The organism is Enterococcus sp. LJL51 (assembly GCF_054871795.1).
Window position 1 is genome coordinate 77,208 of record NZ_JBTXLW010000017.1, and the last position, 16,386, is coordinate 93,593.

At 39.3% G+C, this 16,386-nt stretch carries 17 protein-coding genes; 6 read left to right on the forward strand and 11 right to left on the reverse strand.

Going from position 1 to position 16,386, the window contains the following annotated elements:
- Positions 1 to 158 precede the first annotated feature (158 nt).
- Both pnp and rpsO read right to left on the reverse strand, forming a co-directional pair.
- Positions 159 to 2,273, reverse strand: coding sequence for a polyribonucleotide nucleotidyltransferase (gene pnp / locus ACYSNQ_RS14520; protein ID WP_426084298.1), 2,115 nt, complete (start codon positions 2,271 to 2,273; stop codon positions 159 to 161).
- Positions 2,274 to 2,534: 261 nt separating this feature from the next.
- Positions 2,535 to 2,804 carry a 30S ribosomal protein S15 gene (rpsO, locus tag ACYSNQ_RS14525; protein ID WP_086349479.1) on the reverse strand — a complete coding sequence of 90 codons (270 nt, stop codon included), beginning with the start codon at positions 2,802 to 2,804 and terminating at the stop codon, positions 2,535 to 2,537.
- A gap of 383 nt (positions 2,805 to 3,187) precedes the next feature.
- Between rpsO and def the strand changes: the two genes are divergently transcribed.
- Both def and ACYSNQ_RS14535 read left to right on the forward strand, forming a co-directional pair.
- A complete protein-coding gene (gene def / locus ACYSNQ_RS14530) occupies positions 3,188 to 3,751 on the forward strand; it encodes a peptide deformylase (RefSeq protein ID WP_426084299.1) in 564 nt (187 codons plus the stop codon).
- Between the two features lie 92 nt (positions 3,752 to 3,843).
- Positions 3,844 to 4,053 carry a hypothetical protein gene (locus ACYSNQ_RS14535; RefSeq protein ID WP_426084300.1) on the forward strand — a complete coding sequence of 70 codons (210 nt, stop codon included), beginning with the start codon at positions 3,844 to 3,846 and terminating at the stop codon, positions 4,051 to 4,053.
- Between the two features lie 54 nt (positions 4,054 to 4,107).
- Here the strand turns inward: ACYSNQ_RS14535 and ACYSNQ_RS14540 are convergent, their stop codons facing one another.
- The 5 genes from ACYSNQ_RS14540 to ACYSNQ_RS14560 all read right to left on the reverse strand — a co-directional run bounded on the left by ACYSNQ_RS14540 (position 4,108) and on the right by ACYSNQ_RS14560 (position 9,713).
- Positions 4,108 to 5,529, reverse strand: a complete 1,422-nt coding sequence (locus ACYSNQ_RS14540; RefSeq protein ID WP_426084301.1) for a hypothetical protein — start codon at positions 5,527 to 5,529, stop codon at positions 4,108 to 4,110.
- A complete protein-coding gene (locus ACYSNQ_RS14545; RefSeq protein WP_426084302.1) occupies positions 5,519 to 6,082 on the reverse strand; it encodes an RNA polymerase sigma factor in 564 nt (187 codons plus the stop codon). Before ACYSNQ_RS14545 ends, ACYSNQ_RS14540 begins: the two co-directional genes overlap by 11 nt.
- A 223-nt stretch (positions 6,083 to 6,305) precedes the next feature.
- Complete coding sequence (locus ACYSNQ_RS14550) at positions 6,306 to 7,082, reverse strand: Cof-type HAD-IIB family hydrolase (protein ID WP_426084303.1); 777 nt, start codon at positions 7,080 to 7,082, stop codon at positions 6,306 to 6,308.
- Positions 7,083 to 7,321: 239 nt separating this feature from the next.
- Positions 7,322 to 8,674: an esterase/lipase family protein gene (locus ACYSNQ_RS14555; protein ID WP_426084304.1), complete on the reverse strand. Its 1,353-nt coding sequence runs from the start codon at positions 8,672 to 8,674 to the stop codon at positions 7,322 to 7,324.
- 241 nt (positions 8,675 to 8,915) lie between these two features.
- Entirely contained in the window at positions 8,916 to 9,713 is a 798-nt protein-coding gene (locus tag ACYSNQ_RS14560) for a formate/nitrite transporter family protein (RefSeq protein ID WP_426084305.1), read from the reverse strand.
- Positions 9,714 to 10,130: 417 nt separating this feature from the next.
- On the opposite strand from ACYSNQ_RS14560, the gene rpsD reads away from it, so the two are divergent.
- Entirely contained in the window at positions 10,131 to 10,742 is a 612-nt protein-coding gene (gene rpsD / locus ACYSNQ_RS14565; RefSeq protein WP_426084306.1) for a 30S ribosomal protein S4, read from the forward strand.
- 53 nt (positions 10,743 to 10,795) lie between these two features.
- On the opposite strand, the gene ACYSNQ_RS14570 is transcribed toward rpsD, so the two are convergent.
- Entirely contained in the window at positions 10,796 to 11,209 is a 414-nt protein-coding gene (locus tag ACYSNQ_RS14570; protein WP_426084307.1) for a hypothetical protein, read from the reverse strand.
- Entirely contained in the window at positions 11,203 to 11,652 is a 450-nt protein-coding gene (locus ACYSNQ_RS14575; protein WP_426084308.1) for a LytTR family DNA-binding domain-containing protein, read from the reverse strand. The genes ACYSNQ_RS14570 and ACYSNQ_RS14575 overlap by 7 nt, the downstream gene beginning before the upstream one ends.
- Before the next feature lie 602 nt (positions 11,653 to 12,254).
- Here ACYSNQ_RS14575 and ACYSNQ_RS14580 point away from each other — a divergent pair.
- Positions 12,255 to 12,581, forward strand: a complete 327-nt coding sequence (locus ACYSNQ_RS14580; RefSeq protein ID WP_426084309.1) for an SH3 domain-containing protein — start codon at positions 12,255 to 12,257, stop codon at positions 12,579 to 12,581.
- 429 nt (positions 12,582 to 13,010) lie between these two features.
- Here the strand turns inward: ACYSNQ_RS14580 and ACYSNQ_RS14585 are convergent, their stop codons facing one another.
- Together ACYSNQ_RS14585 and ACYSNQ_RS14590 are read right to left on the reverse strand one after the other, a co-directional pair.
- Positions 13,011 to 13,685, reverse strand: coding sequence for an ABC transporter ATP-binding protein (locus ACYSNQ_RS14585; protein ID WP_426084310.1), 675 nt, complete (start codon positions 13,683 to 13,685; stop codon positions 13,011 to 13,013).
- A gap of 13 nt (positions 13,686 to 13,698) precedes the next feature.
- The gene (locus tag ACYSNQ_RS14590) at positions 13,699 to 14,784 is read right to left on the reverse strand and encodes an ABC transporter permease (RefSeq protein ID WP_426084316.1); all 1,086 of its coding nucleotides are present in this window, start codon (positions 14,782 to 14,784) and stop codon (positions 13,699 to 13,701) included.
- A 306-nt stretch (positions 14,785 to 15,090) separates the two neighbouring features.
- Here ACYSNQ_RS14590 and ACYSNQ_RS14595 point away from each other — a divergent pair, with 306 nt between their 5' ends.
- Both ACYSNQ_RS14595 and lepB read left to right on the forward strand, forming a co-directional pair.
- Positions 15,091 to 15,648, forward strand: coding sequence for a biotin transporter BioY (locus ACYSNQ_RS14595; protein WP_426084311.1), 558 nt, complete (start codon positions 15,091 to 15,093; stop codon positions 15,646 to 15,648).
- A 46-nt stretch (positions 15,649 to 15,694) separates the two neighbouring features.
- Complete coding sequence (lepB, locus tag ACYSNQ_RS14600) at positions 15,695 to 16,240, forward strand: signal peptidase I (protein ID WP_426084312.1); 546 nt, start codon at positions 15,695 to 15,697, stop codon at positions 16,238 to 16,240.
- Positions 16,241 to 16,386 lie beyond the last annotated feature (146 nt).

Here is a 16,386-nt window from a genome sequence, read left to right on the forward strand (position 1 = left end):
GCAGCAGCTGCTCTTTAACTTTTTTTATCAATTTTATTTTTGTAAAAAAACGAAGGAGCCGACTAATTCTTTCTCCAGCTCACAACGTTTTTCTACAAATGAGTTCTTGTATAAAAATCTGAGTCTGGAACCCTGCTGCTATCCCAGACTCGATCTGCTTATTTCTCTTTATTTTCGTCGCTTAGCATTGCTTTCCTTGACGCATTTACACGTCCTTGCTTATCGATTTCCGTTACTTTGACCAGAACCTCATCACCTAGCTTCACAACATCTTCCACTTGGTTTACCCGTTCGTTGGCAAGCTGAGAAATATGAACCAGAGCATCTTTTCCTTTAATCAGGTTTACAAATGCACCAAATTTTTCAATACGGACAACTTTTCCAAGATAAACTTGCCCTACTTCTACTTCTTTTGTCAGTTCTTCAATAATCTTGATTGCTTTTTGAATCATTTCTGCATCTGCTGAAGCAATACTCACATTACCTTCTTGATCGATATCAATCTTAACACCAGTCTCGTCGATAATGCCATTGATTGTTTCGCCGCCTTTACCAATTACATCCTTGATCTTGGCAGGTTTGATTTGAATCATTTCAATCTTCGGTGCATACTGGCTTAATTCTTCACGAGGCGCACTCAGTGTAGAAGTCAGCTCCGCCAAAATTTCCATACGAGCTTTTTTCGCCTGAGTTAAAGCTTCTGTTAGAATTTGTTCAGTAATACCCTGAATTTTAATATCCATCTGTAAAGCGGTAATACCGTCTTTTGTTCCAGCAACTTTAAAGTCCATATCACCAAGGTGATCTTCCAGCCCTTGAATATCAGTCAAAATAGTGTAGTTTTCACCGTCACTTACTAGACCCATTGCGATCCCTGCTACAGGAGCTTTGATTGGCACACCAGCATCCATAAGAGCAAGAATACCTGCACAAATACTAGCTTGTGAAGAAGAACCATTTGATTCTAATACTTCTGACACAACACGAATTGTGTAAGGGAAGTCTGTTTCGTTAGGAATTACCTGAGCCATTGCTCGTTCACCTAAAGCTCCATGCCCAATTTCACGGCGTCCCGGCGAACCTGCGCGTCCTGTTGATCCAACAGAAAACTGCGGGAAATTATAATGATGAATAAATCGTTTGCTGTCTTCGATACCTAGACCATCAATAATTTGATGTTCTCCAAGTGGTGCTAATGTACAGACAGATAAAGCCTGTGTCTGCCCTCTGGTGAACAAACCAGAACCGTGCACTCTTGGTAAAATCCCAACTTCAGATGCCAACGGACGAATCTCATCCAATTTACGTCCGTCTGGACGAATTTTGTCAATCGTAATTAATTCACGAACAACGTCCTTCTCCAAATCTTCAGCAATTTGCTTCACTTCTTTTGTAATACGGTCGCTTTCTTCAGAATCCGCGTATTTTTCTGCGTAAACTTCTTTAACCTGATCTTTAACTGCATCGATATTATCTTCACGTGCAAGTTTTTCTTCTGTCATTACAGCGGTTTTCATTGTTTGATAATAACCAGCGAATATTTCTTTTTTCAGCTCAGCATCTACTTGTAGAAGCTGGATATCCATTTTGGGTTTACCAACTGCAGCAACGATTTCTTCTTGGAAAGCAACCAGTTCTTTGATTGATTCAAAACCAAACAGCAAAGCACCAAGCATATCCTCTTCAGATACCTCTTTCGCACCGCTTTCCACCATGTTGATCGCTTTTTTAGTTCCAGCTACAGTTAATTCGATATCAGTATTTTCAGCTTGTTCAACTGTTGGATTCAATACATACTCGCCATTTACACGGCCAACATCAACACCAGCAATCGGACCGTCAAACGGGATATCTGAAATTGCCAGCGCAAGAGAGGAACCAAACATTGCAGCCATCTCAGGTGTGCAGTCTTGTTCCACACTCATCACAGTATTGGTAATCTGCACTTCATTTCGGAAGCCATCCGCAAACATGGGACGAATTGGACGGTCAATCAAACGAGCTGTTAATGTTGCACGCTCACTGGGACGTCCTTCACGTTTGATAAAACCGCCAGGAATTTTTCCTACAGCGTACATTTTCTCTTCATAATTGACAGTAAGCGGAAAAAAGTCAAAATCTCTGGCATCTTTTGAAGCAACTGCTGCACTTAATACTACAGTATCGCCATAACGAACCAAGACTGCTCCATTTGCCTGTTTTGCCAATTGACCGATTTCAACCTGCAGCGGACGTCCGCCCCAAGTCATCTTAAATACTTGTTTCTCTGACATATAAGTCTCCTTCTTGCCCTTTGAAAAGCGAGACGCTACTAAACAAATGAAAAAATCCAAATGGATTGAATCCTTTCATTTGGTTAGTAGAGTTTTGACTAACTTTTCAAAGTGCTGTTTTATTTTTTCAGCTTCAGTAACAAAGCCTTGTTTCCATTTTGTCTTGCCGGATACGCTTTTGCTTAGTGCAAAAACTACTTGGTCCTGCCATCCAATAGCAAAAAAGTGAGATTCTGGTGAATCTCACTTTCGCATGTTTGATTAACGACGTAATCCTAAGCGTTGAATCAGTTCACGGTAGCGTTGGATGTCAGTTTTACGTAAGTAAGCTAACAAGTTACGACGGTGACCGATTTTTTTCATTAGTCCACGATAAGAATGGTGATCTTTTTTGTGTACGCGTGCATGTTCATTCAGGTGATTGATATCAGCAGTCAATACAGCGATTTGTACTTCTGGTGAACCAGTATCTCCTTCATGACGAGCGTATTCGCTAATGATTTGGTTTTTCTGTTCTTTAGACATTGCCATGTGTTCCACCTCTTTCTATAATTGTCACCCTATTACTGAGTAAAGCGTTGGTGATTCGTCAAACCAAGTAATAGGCGGTGTGTTTCCACACAGAATATACTTTACAGGATAGCGTATTAAAAAGCAAGATAAAGCTTAGCATAATCCCTGTTTTTATATAGAAAACTCCCCATTTTTCTAATTTTTGTGATACACTTAATTACGCAAAATAATCCATAATGGAACAACGGCAGATTTGTGCCCGAATTCCTTAAAACCAAATAGACGGTGCTTCAGAAGCACTCTTTTAAAAGGGCAGCGGAAATCCAGTAAAACAGTAGCTCGCTAAGCCCATTGCTTCTGTAGCAGCCTCGTTTCCATTTATAGAAGGAGGAATTATCCTAGTGATTACCATGAAAGATATTATTCGAGAAGGACATCCAACACTGAGAAAGGTGGCAGAAGAAGTGGCTTTCCCTTTAGCTCAAAAGGATATTGAGCTTGGGGAAGAAATGATGACCTTTTTAAAAAACAGTCAGGATCCGGAAAAAGCAGAAGAGCTTCAGCTGCGGGGAGGCGTTGGTCTGGCTGCCCCTCAATTGGATATCTCTAAAAGAATAATTGCTGTTCACGTTCCCAGCGGTGATTTAGAAAATCCGGAACCCGTTTTAAGTGCTGTTATGTACAATCCGAAAATTATCAGTCATTCTGTTCAGGATGCATGCCTGTCAGATGGCGAAGGCTGCCTGTCGGTAGACCGGGAAGTGCCCGGCTACGTGGTTCGACATAGCCGCATCACTCTTACATACTATGATGCAGCTGGAGAAAAACAGAAAAAACGCTTAAAAAACTACGAAGCAATCGTTGTTCAGCATGAAATCGATCACTTGAACGGTATTATGTTCTACGATCATATCAACGCAGACAACCCTTACAGTCTGAAAGACGGCGTTTTGGTGATTGAGTAGCTTTCAGCTTCAGCACTAAAAGACAAAATTTCCAACGTTTTTCTTAAAAAGGAGTATACTAATCGTGTGTTATCACGAAAGGAATGAGAATCATGTTGGAAATCCATTATTTGCTGACAAGCAATGATACAAGTGAAAATGTAAAAATCTATGAGAAAGCCGCTGATTTCGTAGCTGCTCAACAGCGGGAAGTACCCGATTTAGAAGATTACTATAAAGTGACCCAGGTACTGCTTGACAATCAAGAACTTCCTTTAGAAGAAGCAACCATCTTCGGATTGTTTAATACATTGAATAAATGAAAAAAACAGAGCTGTGTTAGGCTTTTCCCCTAACATTGCTCTGTTTTTTTATTTCTATTTTTTCGAAAGCTCCGTCCCATTGATGCTGACTTTTTCTATATTTTCCAACTCCAAATAGCTGCCAGAAACCTGAATGCTGGTTTTTTTTCCTTCACTACCGGATGTCATCATACCATCCTTAAGATAGTCCAGTGTTGTTCCATCCTTCATTTGAATGTTAATCTGCCAGTCTGAATCATAGCTCTCCGACATATCCACAGTACATTCAAAGCTAAGGCTAAGCGGTGATAGTTTGATATTTTTCAGCTTTATTTTCTTACCATCTACAACCACATCTGTATCCTGCAAATCAGTAGTCGGAAGCGCCTGCGGCTCAGCCAGCTTAATCGCCCATTCCCCTGACTGCTGAATCTCGTGACCCATCCCATCAATCCGCACATCATATTCTGAAAGCTGTTCGGCAGAGATATCAAATATCAGCTCTTCATAATCTGTTCGACCTGTTTGATTATTATGCGTGCCTTCATCTACTTGAAAGCTGGCCATAGAATGCTTTTCTTCACCTGTTTTCCGATTAATTAATACAATAAAGGCGTATTCTCTTTTTATATGGTTTGGATATTTAATCTGAACATGCAGAAAATCGTCTTTGTATGCCGCGTTCGTCAAAACAACCTCTTGCTCTTCATCCAGCACTACATTCATTTCCAGCGGTTTCAGCCCTACTTTGTTCAACTCATCCCACGTCAAATTGTATTTTTCCATCAGTACAGGGTCAGAACCGCCTCCTTGACCATCCTGCTTAGAAATATCGATCCAAGCAGCTTGCTGATTAATATGATCTGATAGTTTGACTGGGCTCATTGTTTGCTTCTCCCAGCGCCCGGACAAAATTGATTCCAGCAAAAAGCCCGGAGTTGAAGCTGAACCGTCAAACGTGGCAATTGCTGTTGTTAGAATGGTTGCTGTTTTTGTTTTTTCATCATAATTAATAACCCGACTATTCCCACCACCGTTCATCTGCCAGCGATCAATCATTGTTTCCCCATCTAAACGGTCACCGGTCAAGTCAGTCAGTTCTGAAAGAAAATAGGTTGTACCGCCATCCTTAAATGCCGACACCGCAGTCAGACGCAGCCCCTGATCCTCTACCGAAGCATCCAGTTTATCTGTATTCAACAGCAGTTTGTCTGCATCGCTGCCAAACAATTGGTAGTATGTTCTTTTTAGCGTACCCAATTGAGTAAAGCCAACTAGTAATAAAACCAGTGCTGCAGCCGCAAAAATCAAACCCTTTTGCCATTTTTTTGTATTTGAAAGCTTTTTTATAGACGTATTTCCTGTTTTCTCTTCAAACCTTCGACTAATTGCCTGTAGATTTTCTTCTGAAAACGGTTGGGTATATTCTAAAAAATCATCCAGCTGTTCCTCAGTCAAATACTCCAACGGTACATCATGCTTCTTTTTAGTTTCCATACTCAGCCACCTCTTTCAAAAAATTTTCTTCTTCCAGCAACCGCTTCAGCCTTTTCTTCCCTCTGTATAAGCAATTGTCTACTTCCTTCGCTGGAAGCCGCATCACATCACGAATCGTTTGCGGCTTCTCTTCATAAAAGTAACGACGAATCATGATTTCTCTAGTAGGCTCATCCAGTGTGCGAATGGCATCATACAATGCCTGCCATTCTTCTTCCCTGCTCATCCTCAGTTCGCTGGCCGGTTCTTCTGCTTCTTCCAGTTGAATCATCTTTTTTTGATTCTTCTTCACTTTATTCAATGCCAAGCTACGGGCAATCACAGCCAGATAGCTTTTCAGCGATCCTTTCTCCGGCTGATATTTTTCCGGATGCTGCCACAAGCGGACAAATGTATCGCTGACCACTTCTTCAATATCCATTACAGCTGAGCCGTTTTTACTCGTTATTACTGTGGAAGCGACTGCCCACAGCAGCTTTGAATATTGCTGAATAAGCCTTTGATATACCGCTTCATCACGATTTAACAACCCGATATACACTTCTTCTTCCATTTCATCACCTCTTTTTTTATCGTTCACTATTAATACAATCAAAAACTGAGAATTCCTCACTTTTTTATATTTTTATCAAAAAAATTAGGAGCTTCCTATTTTTGGCGAACGATATTCACTATTACCAATTCCCTTATTTTGAAAAAATAAAAAAGAAGCCGGACAAAATAAGTCTCGACCTCTTCAATAATAAAACAGCGGCTGATTTCTTTTAATAATTTTATCAGATAAAGTTTAATTCCTTCAACGCTTTCCAGATACCGTCCTGATCGTTGGTGTCTGTTACAAGCTTCGCTTCTCTTTGAACATGAGGCTGAGCGTTACCCATCGCTACACCAACGCCGACTTCCCTCAACATCTCTCTGTCATTATCTCCATCGCCAAAGGCAATGATATCTTCCTGTTTGATTCCCACCCGGTCAGCCAAATTTAAAATTGTAGCTGCCTTAGAACCGTTTTCGGGAAGAATATCCACACTCTCTGGATGCCAGCGGACAAAACGGAATTTCGGGAATTGCTGCTCAAATGTACCTTCCAGCGACTCATCATAAAACGCCAATGCTTGATAGATGTCTGCCGATTGCTGGAACTGCTCATCGTAGTCCAAATCATGAAAATCGATTGAACGCATCGCTTCAACCACTTGGTTCGCACGATGTTTGTTTTTCTTTTTCACTTCGTCCAGCCCGACATACGCCAGCCCCAATTCATTCTTCTCAAGCTCAGCGGCAAAACGAAGCAGCTCGTCTTCATCTAACAAATTCTGATAATACTGCTCGTGATCTAAAAAGGCTGCTGCGCCATTACAAAGTATGTAGTTATCAAACGCTAAATCAAAGATGACCTTCTGCGCCATATAGCGGCTTCGTCCTGTGGCAATTGTGACTAGATGTCCTTGTTTTCTCAACGCTGCCAGCGCCTCTCTAGTACTGTCCAATGCTTGCTTATCTGTTCCTAACAACGTTCCATCGATATCGAATGCAAAAAGTTTTCTCTTCATGAAATTTTCAACCGCTCACTTTCTTCTCCTGCTGAGTAGCCTGCCAGTTCCCTCTATTTCAGTCCATTTTCTTCTAATCGAAAAATAGAACCCACACTGGTATTTTTAACACATTCATTGGTCTTTTTCAACTTTTTCTAATCGTTTAAGCTCAAAAAACGCACAGAATACAACACTTCAAAGTACCTTCACTTTACACTAAAAGAACGCACTAAAAATATTTTCGATAGAATTATTTCCTAAAACCCTCTGTTCTTTAAGTCCACAATAATATCCTGGTAAAATACACGTACATCAAACCCATCAATATTTTCTCTATTCAAGTCAATCATATCTGCATGTGAAATGCCCCGTTTTCCAATTGGGCCAACCAGTTTAGTATTTTCAAAATAGCTGGCTGATTCAACAGATACCAGCCCATCATTTTTCCCATCAAAATGCCTGACCACCGGATAAAAAATATTTAATGGGAATTTTCCTCCAGCTGCTTTATTTACATATGATGCTACGCCTTGATAATACACGTCGTCCTTATCAGGCATCTTGGCATTAAGTGTTTTGCAGGTCTCATCACTTAAATCAGTGACTGCTACTAAAAAGTCAGGATTTTGATCTCCTAATCTTCCCAAAGCGCCATTATAAATCTTCTCAACCCGATTCAGCATTTTTTGAGGTGCTTTCTTCAACAAATAATCTGCAAAAATACAGCCATGATGCGGTGTATTAATCGTAGTAAGAGAAGCGACATATTTATCCATACCATAATTGGAAATTGCATATCGGCTGTCGAGCCCGCCCTTAGAGTGTGCGATGATATTTACTTTTTCACACCCGGTTTCTTTCAGAATATTTTCGATTTGCTGTGCCAGCTGTTTTCCACAGTATTCTGCGCTTTGAGCAGACTCTTGATTTCCATAGTGGATAACCGCTCCTCTTTGCTTTAGAAATCTTGGAATTCTCCCCCAATAATTTAAATACTTTATATCCCGGAAAAAAATGCCGTGCACCAGCAGCAGCGGATATTTGGTTTGGCATTGAGTGGACGCCGCCTCTACATCAGCAGCTAAATCTTTCTCAAATTCAAAAGCTAATTCATCCTCCACAACTCGAATAACCCTTAACAGCATATAAATATTAACAACTGGAACCCAGCCGCAGACGGCAGCCATGATTCTCAGCTTCAACCCCAGTTGCACAGAAGACAGATAGACACGAAGCATACCATTCCAAAAAAGAAGCGCCTCTAAAAATACAATCCAGATAGTCGACAAAACCAATAGCTGCCAAGAAAAAGAATAATTTAGCAGAATGGGAAGGACTGTCAGCACCATCATGGAACAACTTACTACGAAAACCTTTAGAGAATAACAGCCTTTGTAGAGAACTGACAGGTGTTTTCGTTCAGCTGTTTTTTTAGGTATCTTATGAATTACTACTAGTGCACACCCCAAAAAGAGAACGAATATCAGCACTTTTACTTGTAAGCTTTGAGAGCTTACTAACCCGGCAAGCGGCAAAAAAAGACACAAATTATACAGGAATGCATAAACAAAAACCGGAACACTATTTCCTAGCGAAAACATGCGCAACATAAGCTTTCTCCTCCTTTTTAAAACAACAACAGCTTTTAAGATACTTTTTTATTGCTCTTCATGTGAAATCATTCATATAAACTATAGTATCACTCCGACGATTCATTTCAATAGTTCTCTTTGAAATCATACGCTATTCCAGCTAAAATAAGCAGCGCAGCTTCTGACTGCTTGAACCAATAAAAAAGACTAAAAACGCTTATTCAACAGCATTTTTAGTCTTTAGACAAAGAATATTTTATTAATCTAAGTAGTTGGTGTCAGCATTATTCAACCATGCATAGCCAAGTCCCATCACCAAACCGCCGCCAATAAAGTTGCCGATCAGTGCAAACACTAAATTATGCACAACATTGCCTAAAGTCATTGCTGCAATCGTACCATGAGAAGCAACATATGCCAGTGTAAATGCCGGGAAGTTTGCGATAACGTGTTCAAAGCCTAAGAAAGCAAAGATAAAGATAATGAAAATGATAGCAGCAATTTTCCCTGCATCATCTTTCATCCGCATACTCACCAGAACCGCTGTATTTACAACGATATTAGCAAACATTCCTTCTACCAAAATCTGTGTGGTGCTTTTTGTCAGTTTACCGGCAATTGCTGTAAACATATAGTTATCTGAAGCCAAATTTTGAAAAGGAGCTGTCTGACCAATCAGAAATCCGAACAGAACACCGCCGACTAAATTGAAGAGAATACATGTAAACAGAATTTTTGCAGCAAGCGGCAAGCGTATTTTTTTACGGTATACGCCAACAGTCATATACAACATATTTGATGTTCCCAGCTCAGCATTCATATACAGAATCATTACTAAAGACCAGCTGAACATAAACGCATAAAGCATTTTTCCTAGTCCGTGTGCAATGTCTTCACCTTTCATAGCGATTACAAATGCTACAGCTGTTCCTAAGGTTAAGAACATACACGCAAGCATTGCTCTGACAATATAACGGACAGTGCTGTTTTGAAACAAACTAATTTTTTTATTGATGGACTTGTCAATCTGTTCAAATAGTGGAGATACAGGTTTCATTATTTGCTGCTCCTTTTCAGTTGATTTTCAATATGTATTTTCAAAAAATATCCTTTACCATTCTAATGACCTGAAGAGAATTTGTCCAGTATTTTCTGCTTATTTCCCAGTAATTTCTTCTTATATTCTGCTTCCTCTCATTTTTCTTGCTATTTAATTGAAAAAACCTTGACTTAACAAGCTTTTTAGCGATATAATGTTCTTTGTGTAAAATAATGCAGCAGAAAAATAATAGGCTCGTCAACAGTCCATTGCCTCAGTGTTTAGCTTTTAAGATAATGATATCTTATCCAGCTTTTCAGGTTCAACTGCGTAACCGCGGCTGCAAAGGTGAAGGTTGAAGAATGAACTGAACGAATATGAATTTTTCAGAAGATTATTTTACTCCAAAAACTTATTTTATTGGAGGAATTTTGAATGTCTCGTTATACAGGACCATCATGGAAAATCTCTCGTCGTCTAGGTATCTCATTATCAGGAACTGGTAAAGAACTAGCACGCCGCCCTTACAAACCAGGACAACACGGACCAAACAGCCGTGGCAAACAGTCTGAATACGGTTTGCAATTAACTGAAAAACAAAAATTACGTCATATGTACGGTATGAACGAACGTCAATTCGTTAACTTGTTCGTTAAAGCAAGCAAAATCAAAGAAGGTAAACACGGGGTTAACTTCATGATTCTGTTGGAACAACGTTTAGATAATGTTGTTTACCGTTTAGGTCTTGCAACTACTCGTCGTCAAGCACGTCAATTAGTAAACCATGGTCACGTTATGGTCGATGGCAAGCGTGTGGATATCCCTTCATACCATGTTGAAGTTGGTCAAGTGATTTCTATCCGTGAAAAATCTCAAAATATTGTGACTGTTAAAGAAGCAGTTGAAGCAATTGTTGGTCGTCCAGCATTTGTTAGCTTTGACACTGAAAAATTAGAAGGAAGCTTCACTCGTTTACCAGAACGTGATGAACTATATCCTGAAATCGACGAAGCTCTTGTCGTTGAATACTACAACCAAAAACTATAATCCCTTTGGGATTCTCAAAAACCCTCTGCTGTCTTTTCAGCAGAGGGTTTTTCTTACTTTTTAAGCAGATGATTAAGCTCTGCGCAGTTTTTCTTCGCTTCATATTTTGCATAGATATAGAACGCTACAAAGTGCAAAGCCAATGATAACACCAACATTCCAGGAATCCATGAGGCAATGTAGGCAAACATTTCCTCTGAAAACAGATAGACAGCTGCCAAACCAAATCCACTATTTAATATCGAAGATATTACTACATTAGCCAGCGGTTTAAAAGTTAAATACTGCCATAATCCTTTATATACCACTCCGCATAGAAATGCTATACTGGCCGCGACTCCAACTAGATTCCATAAATACATCACCTGGATTTTTTCCCCATTGAAAAAAATCGATAATAAACATACTATCCATAAAAATGAAGCAGTAAAAACTTGAAAAAATGACTGTCTTAAATCCTTTAACATGATAACGCCCTCCTAAATTCTTTGATGTAATGTCTGCTGATAATATATGTTGTGCCGTCCTTCATTAAGAGCTGAATCCGGGCATTCACCGAAGAAGTGAACTGCGCCACATGGTTTAGATTAATCAATGTTTGATTATTGATTCGCATGAATCGATTCGAACGAAATTCAACTTCCGCATATTTTAGCCTCTTTCCGTAAAGATACATATTGCCATTTTCTAACTTGAGATTACACATTCGATCTTCTGATTCAATACTGATAATCGACTGAACAGGGATTTGAATCTTCCGATTATTCACTGCATTAATAGCTGTAACTGTTTGATTGATCCCATTAATTGCCTGTTCCAGCTTGGGCCAGTCTTTTTGATGCTCCGGATTCGTCATAATCAGTACTTTGCCAACAGCTACCTCTTCCTGTGTTTGAAACTCTGTTTTCATTTATTCCCCTCCTACACAATCTATAATAAAAAACTTTTCGGATAAACGGTGTTTCAGAAGTAACTTCTTCGACAATAAGACGAAAATTCGCAAAAAGTTTGTGGAACACCAAGTAGGAAACAGTCAACATCGAATGGTTTACCTTCGTGTTTCCTGTCATTTTCGGAATTTTCGCCTTATTGCTTAGAATCACTGTGATTGCTCTTTGAGCAGAGCAGATGATGAAAAGTACCTACTTGGTGCTTAGAATCACTGTAATTGCTCTTTGAGCAGAGCAGATGATGAAAAGTACCTACTTGGTGCTTAGAATCACTGTGATTGCTCTTTGAGCAGAACAGATGATGAAAAGTACCTACTTGGTGCTTAGAATCACTGTGATTGCTCTTTGAGCAGAACAGATGATGAAAAGTACCTACTTGGTGCTTAGAATCACTGTGATTGCTCTTCGAGCAGAGCAGATGATGAAAAGTACTTATTTGGTGCTTTGCGCTGACCATTTCTGACTCAATCTCTTTAATCTGCCAACATTCATTTTTTCCTTTACAAAAAGAACATATGTTCTTATAATGGTTAATAGATAAAAAAAGCTGGGAGGAACACATATGAAATTGGTTGTCACAGAACGTCATTTGGGAGAAGGAATTTTCCCAACATTTACTGCTGGAACAAAGGTGACTGATATTGTACCATGTAGTCATTATAAGAATTGGTTAGGGGGAACTATCGAAGGCTATCAAACTTATTTTCCTCAGGACTATATTGATAAAGACACATTAATCCGAGATTACAATCCGACAGAATTAGCAATGGCAGAAAATAGTATTGTTGAATTATTAGAAGTTGTCTACGCTTGGGCTCTGATTCAGGACAAAAACGGTCACATTGGCTGGATGCCCTTCGAAAAGCTCAAATCACTATCCTTTACTTAAATATTGAAAGAGAGTCTCTATAAAAATATATTGGTCTTCTTCAGAATAAAACAATCGAAACTTTAAAAGCCAAGCTATTACATGACCACATTAAACATCTAGCCTATTGCATTGCTGCTCTGCGGTCCCTTGAAAGACACAGATCAGGAATCTGGGACACAAGTAAATTCCCAGACTTTTAGTATGATGGAAGTCCAAATAAATGGTGAGACAGAAAACAGGACTGGAACCTTAGCCAAGCCGGCTACGCTCCAGTCCTGAAATAGTTCTCCAACATCGATTCATATTTTGATACATAGTGAGAATTGCAAATGCAATGCCGGCTGAATTAAGGCGGGGTCTTTAACACTACTCACCATTCTAGCCAAACTTATGTCGACAAAATATTTTCTATAAAAACATCATCGGCTAGATACTTATCAGCTGCTTTCAGTTGTTTCTACTTTCCAATACGCCGTCTTTCATAACATACACTTGATCACAATATTCAATCAAGCGTTCATCATGAGTAACCATAATCGTTGCTTTATTCTTCTCTTTTGTTTCCCGCGCCAATATTTTCACCACTTCGAATGCTTTATCTGTATCCAAACTAGCTGTTGGTTCATCCGCCAAAATAACAGAAGGGTCGTTATACAGCGCCCGTGCGATGGCTACACGCTGACGTTCACCTCCTGAAATCTCATCTGGATACTTTTTCTTTAGAGCGGCTACACCCAGCTGTTCCAATAGCTGATTACCAGCCTCTGAGTTCGCTTTCTCCTTTTTCACTTTATCTACTAATTTTAGTTGTTTTTCAATAGATAGAAAAGGTACCAGATTCGAAGCTTGAAGAATAAAACCAATCTCTTTAAAACGAATAGCGGAGCGTGTCTTTTCTTTTTCTGAACTGAAGGACTGTCCGTTAATTTTTATTGTTCCTGCTGAAGGCGTTTGGAGACCGCCAGCCAAAGTTAAAAATGTACTTTTTCCTGAACCACTTGGTCCAATAATCGCTGTGAAGCTGCCCTTTTCTACAGAAAAGTTTGTCTTTTTTAAAGCAGAGATTTGTTCATCTCCATCTTGAAAGTTTTTCTCTACATCTATAAATTCTATCGCTTTCATTCTGTTCTTCCTCCTAACCTATCGCCTTCAGCGGATCAACTTTAACAATCGTCCGCACCGAGAACAGGGCTCCCAGTACTGCAACAATCAACATGGCACCTGCTATTCCGCCAAAAAATAATCCATTTACCTCAAACGGAACAGCTGCGGGCAATACCAAAGAAGTCCCAATGGAAGCTAGTAAGCCGCTGAAAATGCCAATAACGGCTAAAATGAAAGTCTGCGCAATCACTGATACTGAAATGTATTTGCTGGAAATCCCCTGAGCTTTCATCACCCCAAAAATACTGGTTTTCTGCAACGTCAATACATAGATAAAGATACCAATGACAATCGCTCCGATCACAATCAAGAAGCTAATCATAAAGCCAAAAGTCAAAACCTGTGCGCTATATCCTGAAAGACTATTGATAAATGTAGAGATATCGTATACCGACAACTCTTTATTATCTGTTTTTACTCCTAAAGTAGAATCATCTTTGCCCCTGACAACAATACCATTAATTTTCGCCTGATCATCAGGCAGTTCTTGTCCAAAGCGAATTTGCTGAAATTCTGAAATAGAGACATATAGTACCGGCGTTACTACATAGCGGGCATTTTCAGTAAAGCCGACAATTTTCACTTCCCGTTCACTCCCTGCCAGCTTCACTATTTCGTTTAGCTTCACTCCATCCTCTGTCTTTAAAGTAATGTCGGCTACCGCTTCATTCTCACTCTTAAACGCTCGACCCTCTACAATATTTGGCATAAGAAAACCGGCTGAATCAATTCCAAAAAAGTTAACGTCAACTTTTTCTTTATCCCCGTGTTCTCTCTTAATAATTCCTGCTGTTTGTGCAAAAGCTGCCTTCTCTTTTGCTTGAACATCATCTAGTGTCTGAATAGAAAGAGACGACATATTTAAGTTACCATTAGCCTCTTCCGAAAGCACAATACCATCTGCCTCCCATTTATCCACAGCCATTTTAAAATCTTCTGACAATCCATAAGCTAAACCTGTTAAAAAAAATACCAAGTAGGCAATTAAAAACATTACTCCTACAATCAATCCATACCTTAATTTAGAGTGCTTAATTTCGTTCCATGCTAAAAACATCGACTTCTCCCCTTCTCTTACTGCAGCAGACTCACTATCCTTGAAAGCGACAGAGTGTCTCCGGTAAAAAAGATTATACACAAACAGTGACACTTTGTCACTCCTTTTGCATTATTTCCTTTTTACTATCGTGAATCACTGCTATAATACATCTTTTATTCTATTAACGAGTATAACAAATCCACTTATTTCTCACAAAATAACTGCTTATAATTCAAAATATAATTTTTTTCTTTACTTTCTCAAAAACTTCTTTTATAGTATTGTTAACCACAAAAAAAACAAGGTTAACAAAGGTGTGTGAACATGAATTATTCATTACGGTCAACTATTTTGGCAGCAGAATTTGCTGCAATCATTGCAGTTTTTTCTCAATTAACAATTCCTTTTGGAATTATTCCGTTAACAGGTCAAACCTTAGCTGTTGGTTTAGCAGTCACTGTCCTGGGACGGAAAACAGGTACCTTTGCTATTCTAATTTATTTGTTGTTAGGATTGATTGGCCTTCCCGTCTTTTCTGGTATGAGCGGAGGAATCGGAGTACTTTTTGGTCCGACTGGCGGGTATTTAATCGGCTTCATTGTTAACGGACTAGTCACTGGCTATATTTTAGAGCGGACTTCTTTTACCTATTCTTGGGCAATCATTGGCAATATCGTTGGAGCAATGCTTACTTTAGTCTTTGGAACTATTTGGCTGAAAATTTATGGAGGCAGCGGCTGGATCGGCGCATTCCAAGGAGCTTTCCTGCCTTTCATAATTCCTGGTCTGATAAAAGCAATTTTAGCCGGCTATCTCGGCATTTTAGTAAGAAATAGACTGCAATTTCTAGTTCCTAAATCAGAAAACTCTATTCACAGATAGTAAAAAACACGGTATACTTAGTTCAAACGATTACAGGAGGTATGGAATGCTAAAGAAAAAAGGAATTATTCGCCATATCATTGAGCTAGGTATTATCTTTGGAGTTGTTTTGCTGTTGAGAGTATTTCTTTTTAATCCTGTAGAAGTAATTGGTACCTCTATGGAGCCCAACTACCATGAATCCGATCGCTTATGGCAAATGACTTTTATTGAACCTGAACGCTTTGATATTGCCACTTTTCCCAGTCCACGTACTGGCAATCTAATTGTCAAACGAATCGTAGGCTTGCCTGGCGACACTATCCGTTACGAGGATGATCAGTTATATATTAACGAGAAGGCATATGATGAAGCATATTTAGATGAATTTAAAGCACAGCTGGATGGTAATCAGCCGTTGACAAACGACTTTACTTTAGAGACATTAGATGCGACGCAGTCAGCAACTGTTCCTGAAGGAAAATACTTTGTTTTGGGAGATAATCGGCAAATTGCCGATGACAGCCGTTATTTCGGGTTTGTTGACAAGGACGATATTCAGGGGGTTGTCTATTTCCGCTTCTTCCCATTTAATAAAATTGGTGTCCAATAAGAACTGCTTTAGCACAAAAGGGAGTGGGACAATAGTCAGAAGAAAATCTGATTATTGTCCTACTTTTTTGATTTTAGGGTACACAAAAAGCACGCAACCGTGTAAGATTAAAGTGACTAAACCAAATCAAAAGGAGCGTGCTTTTA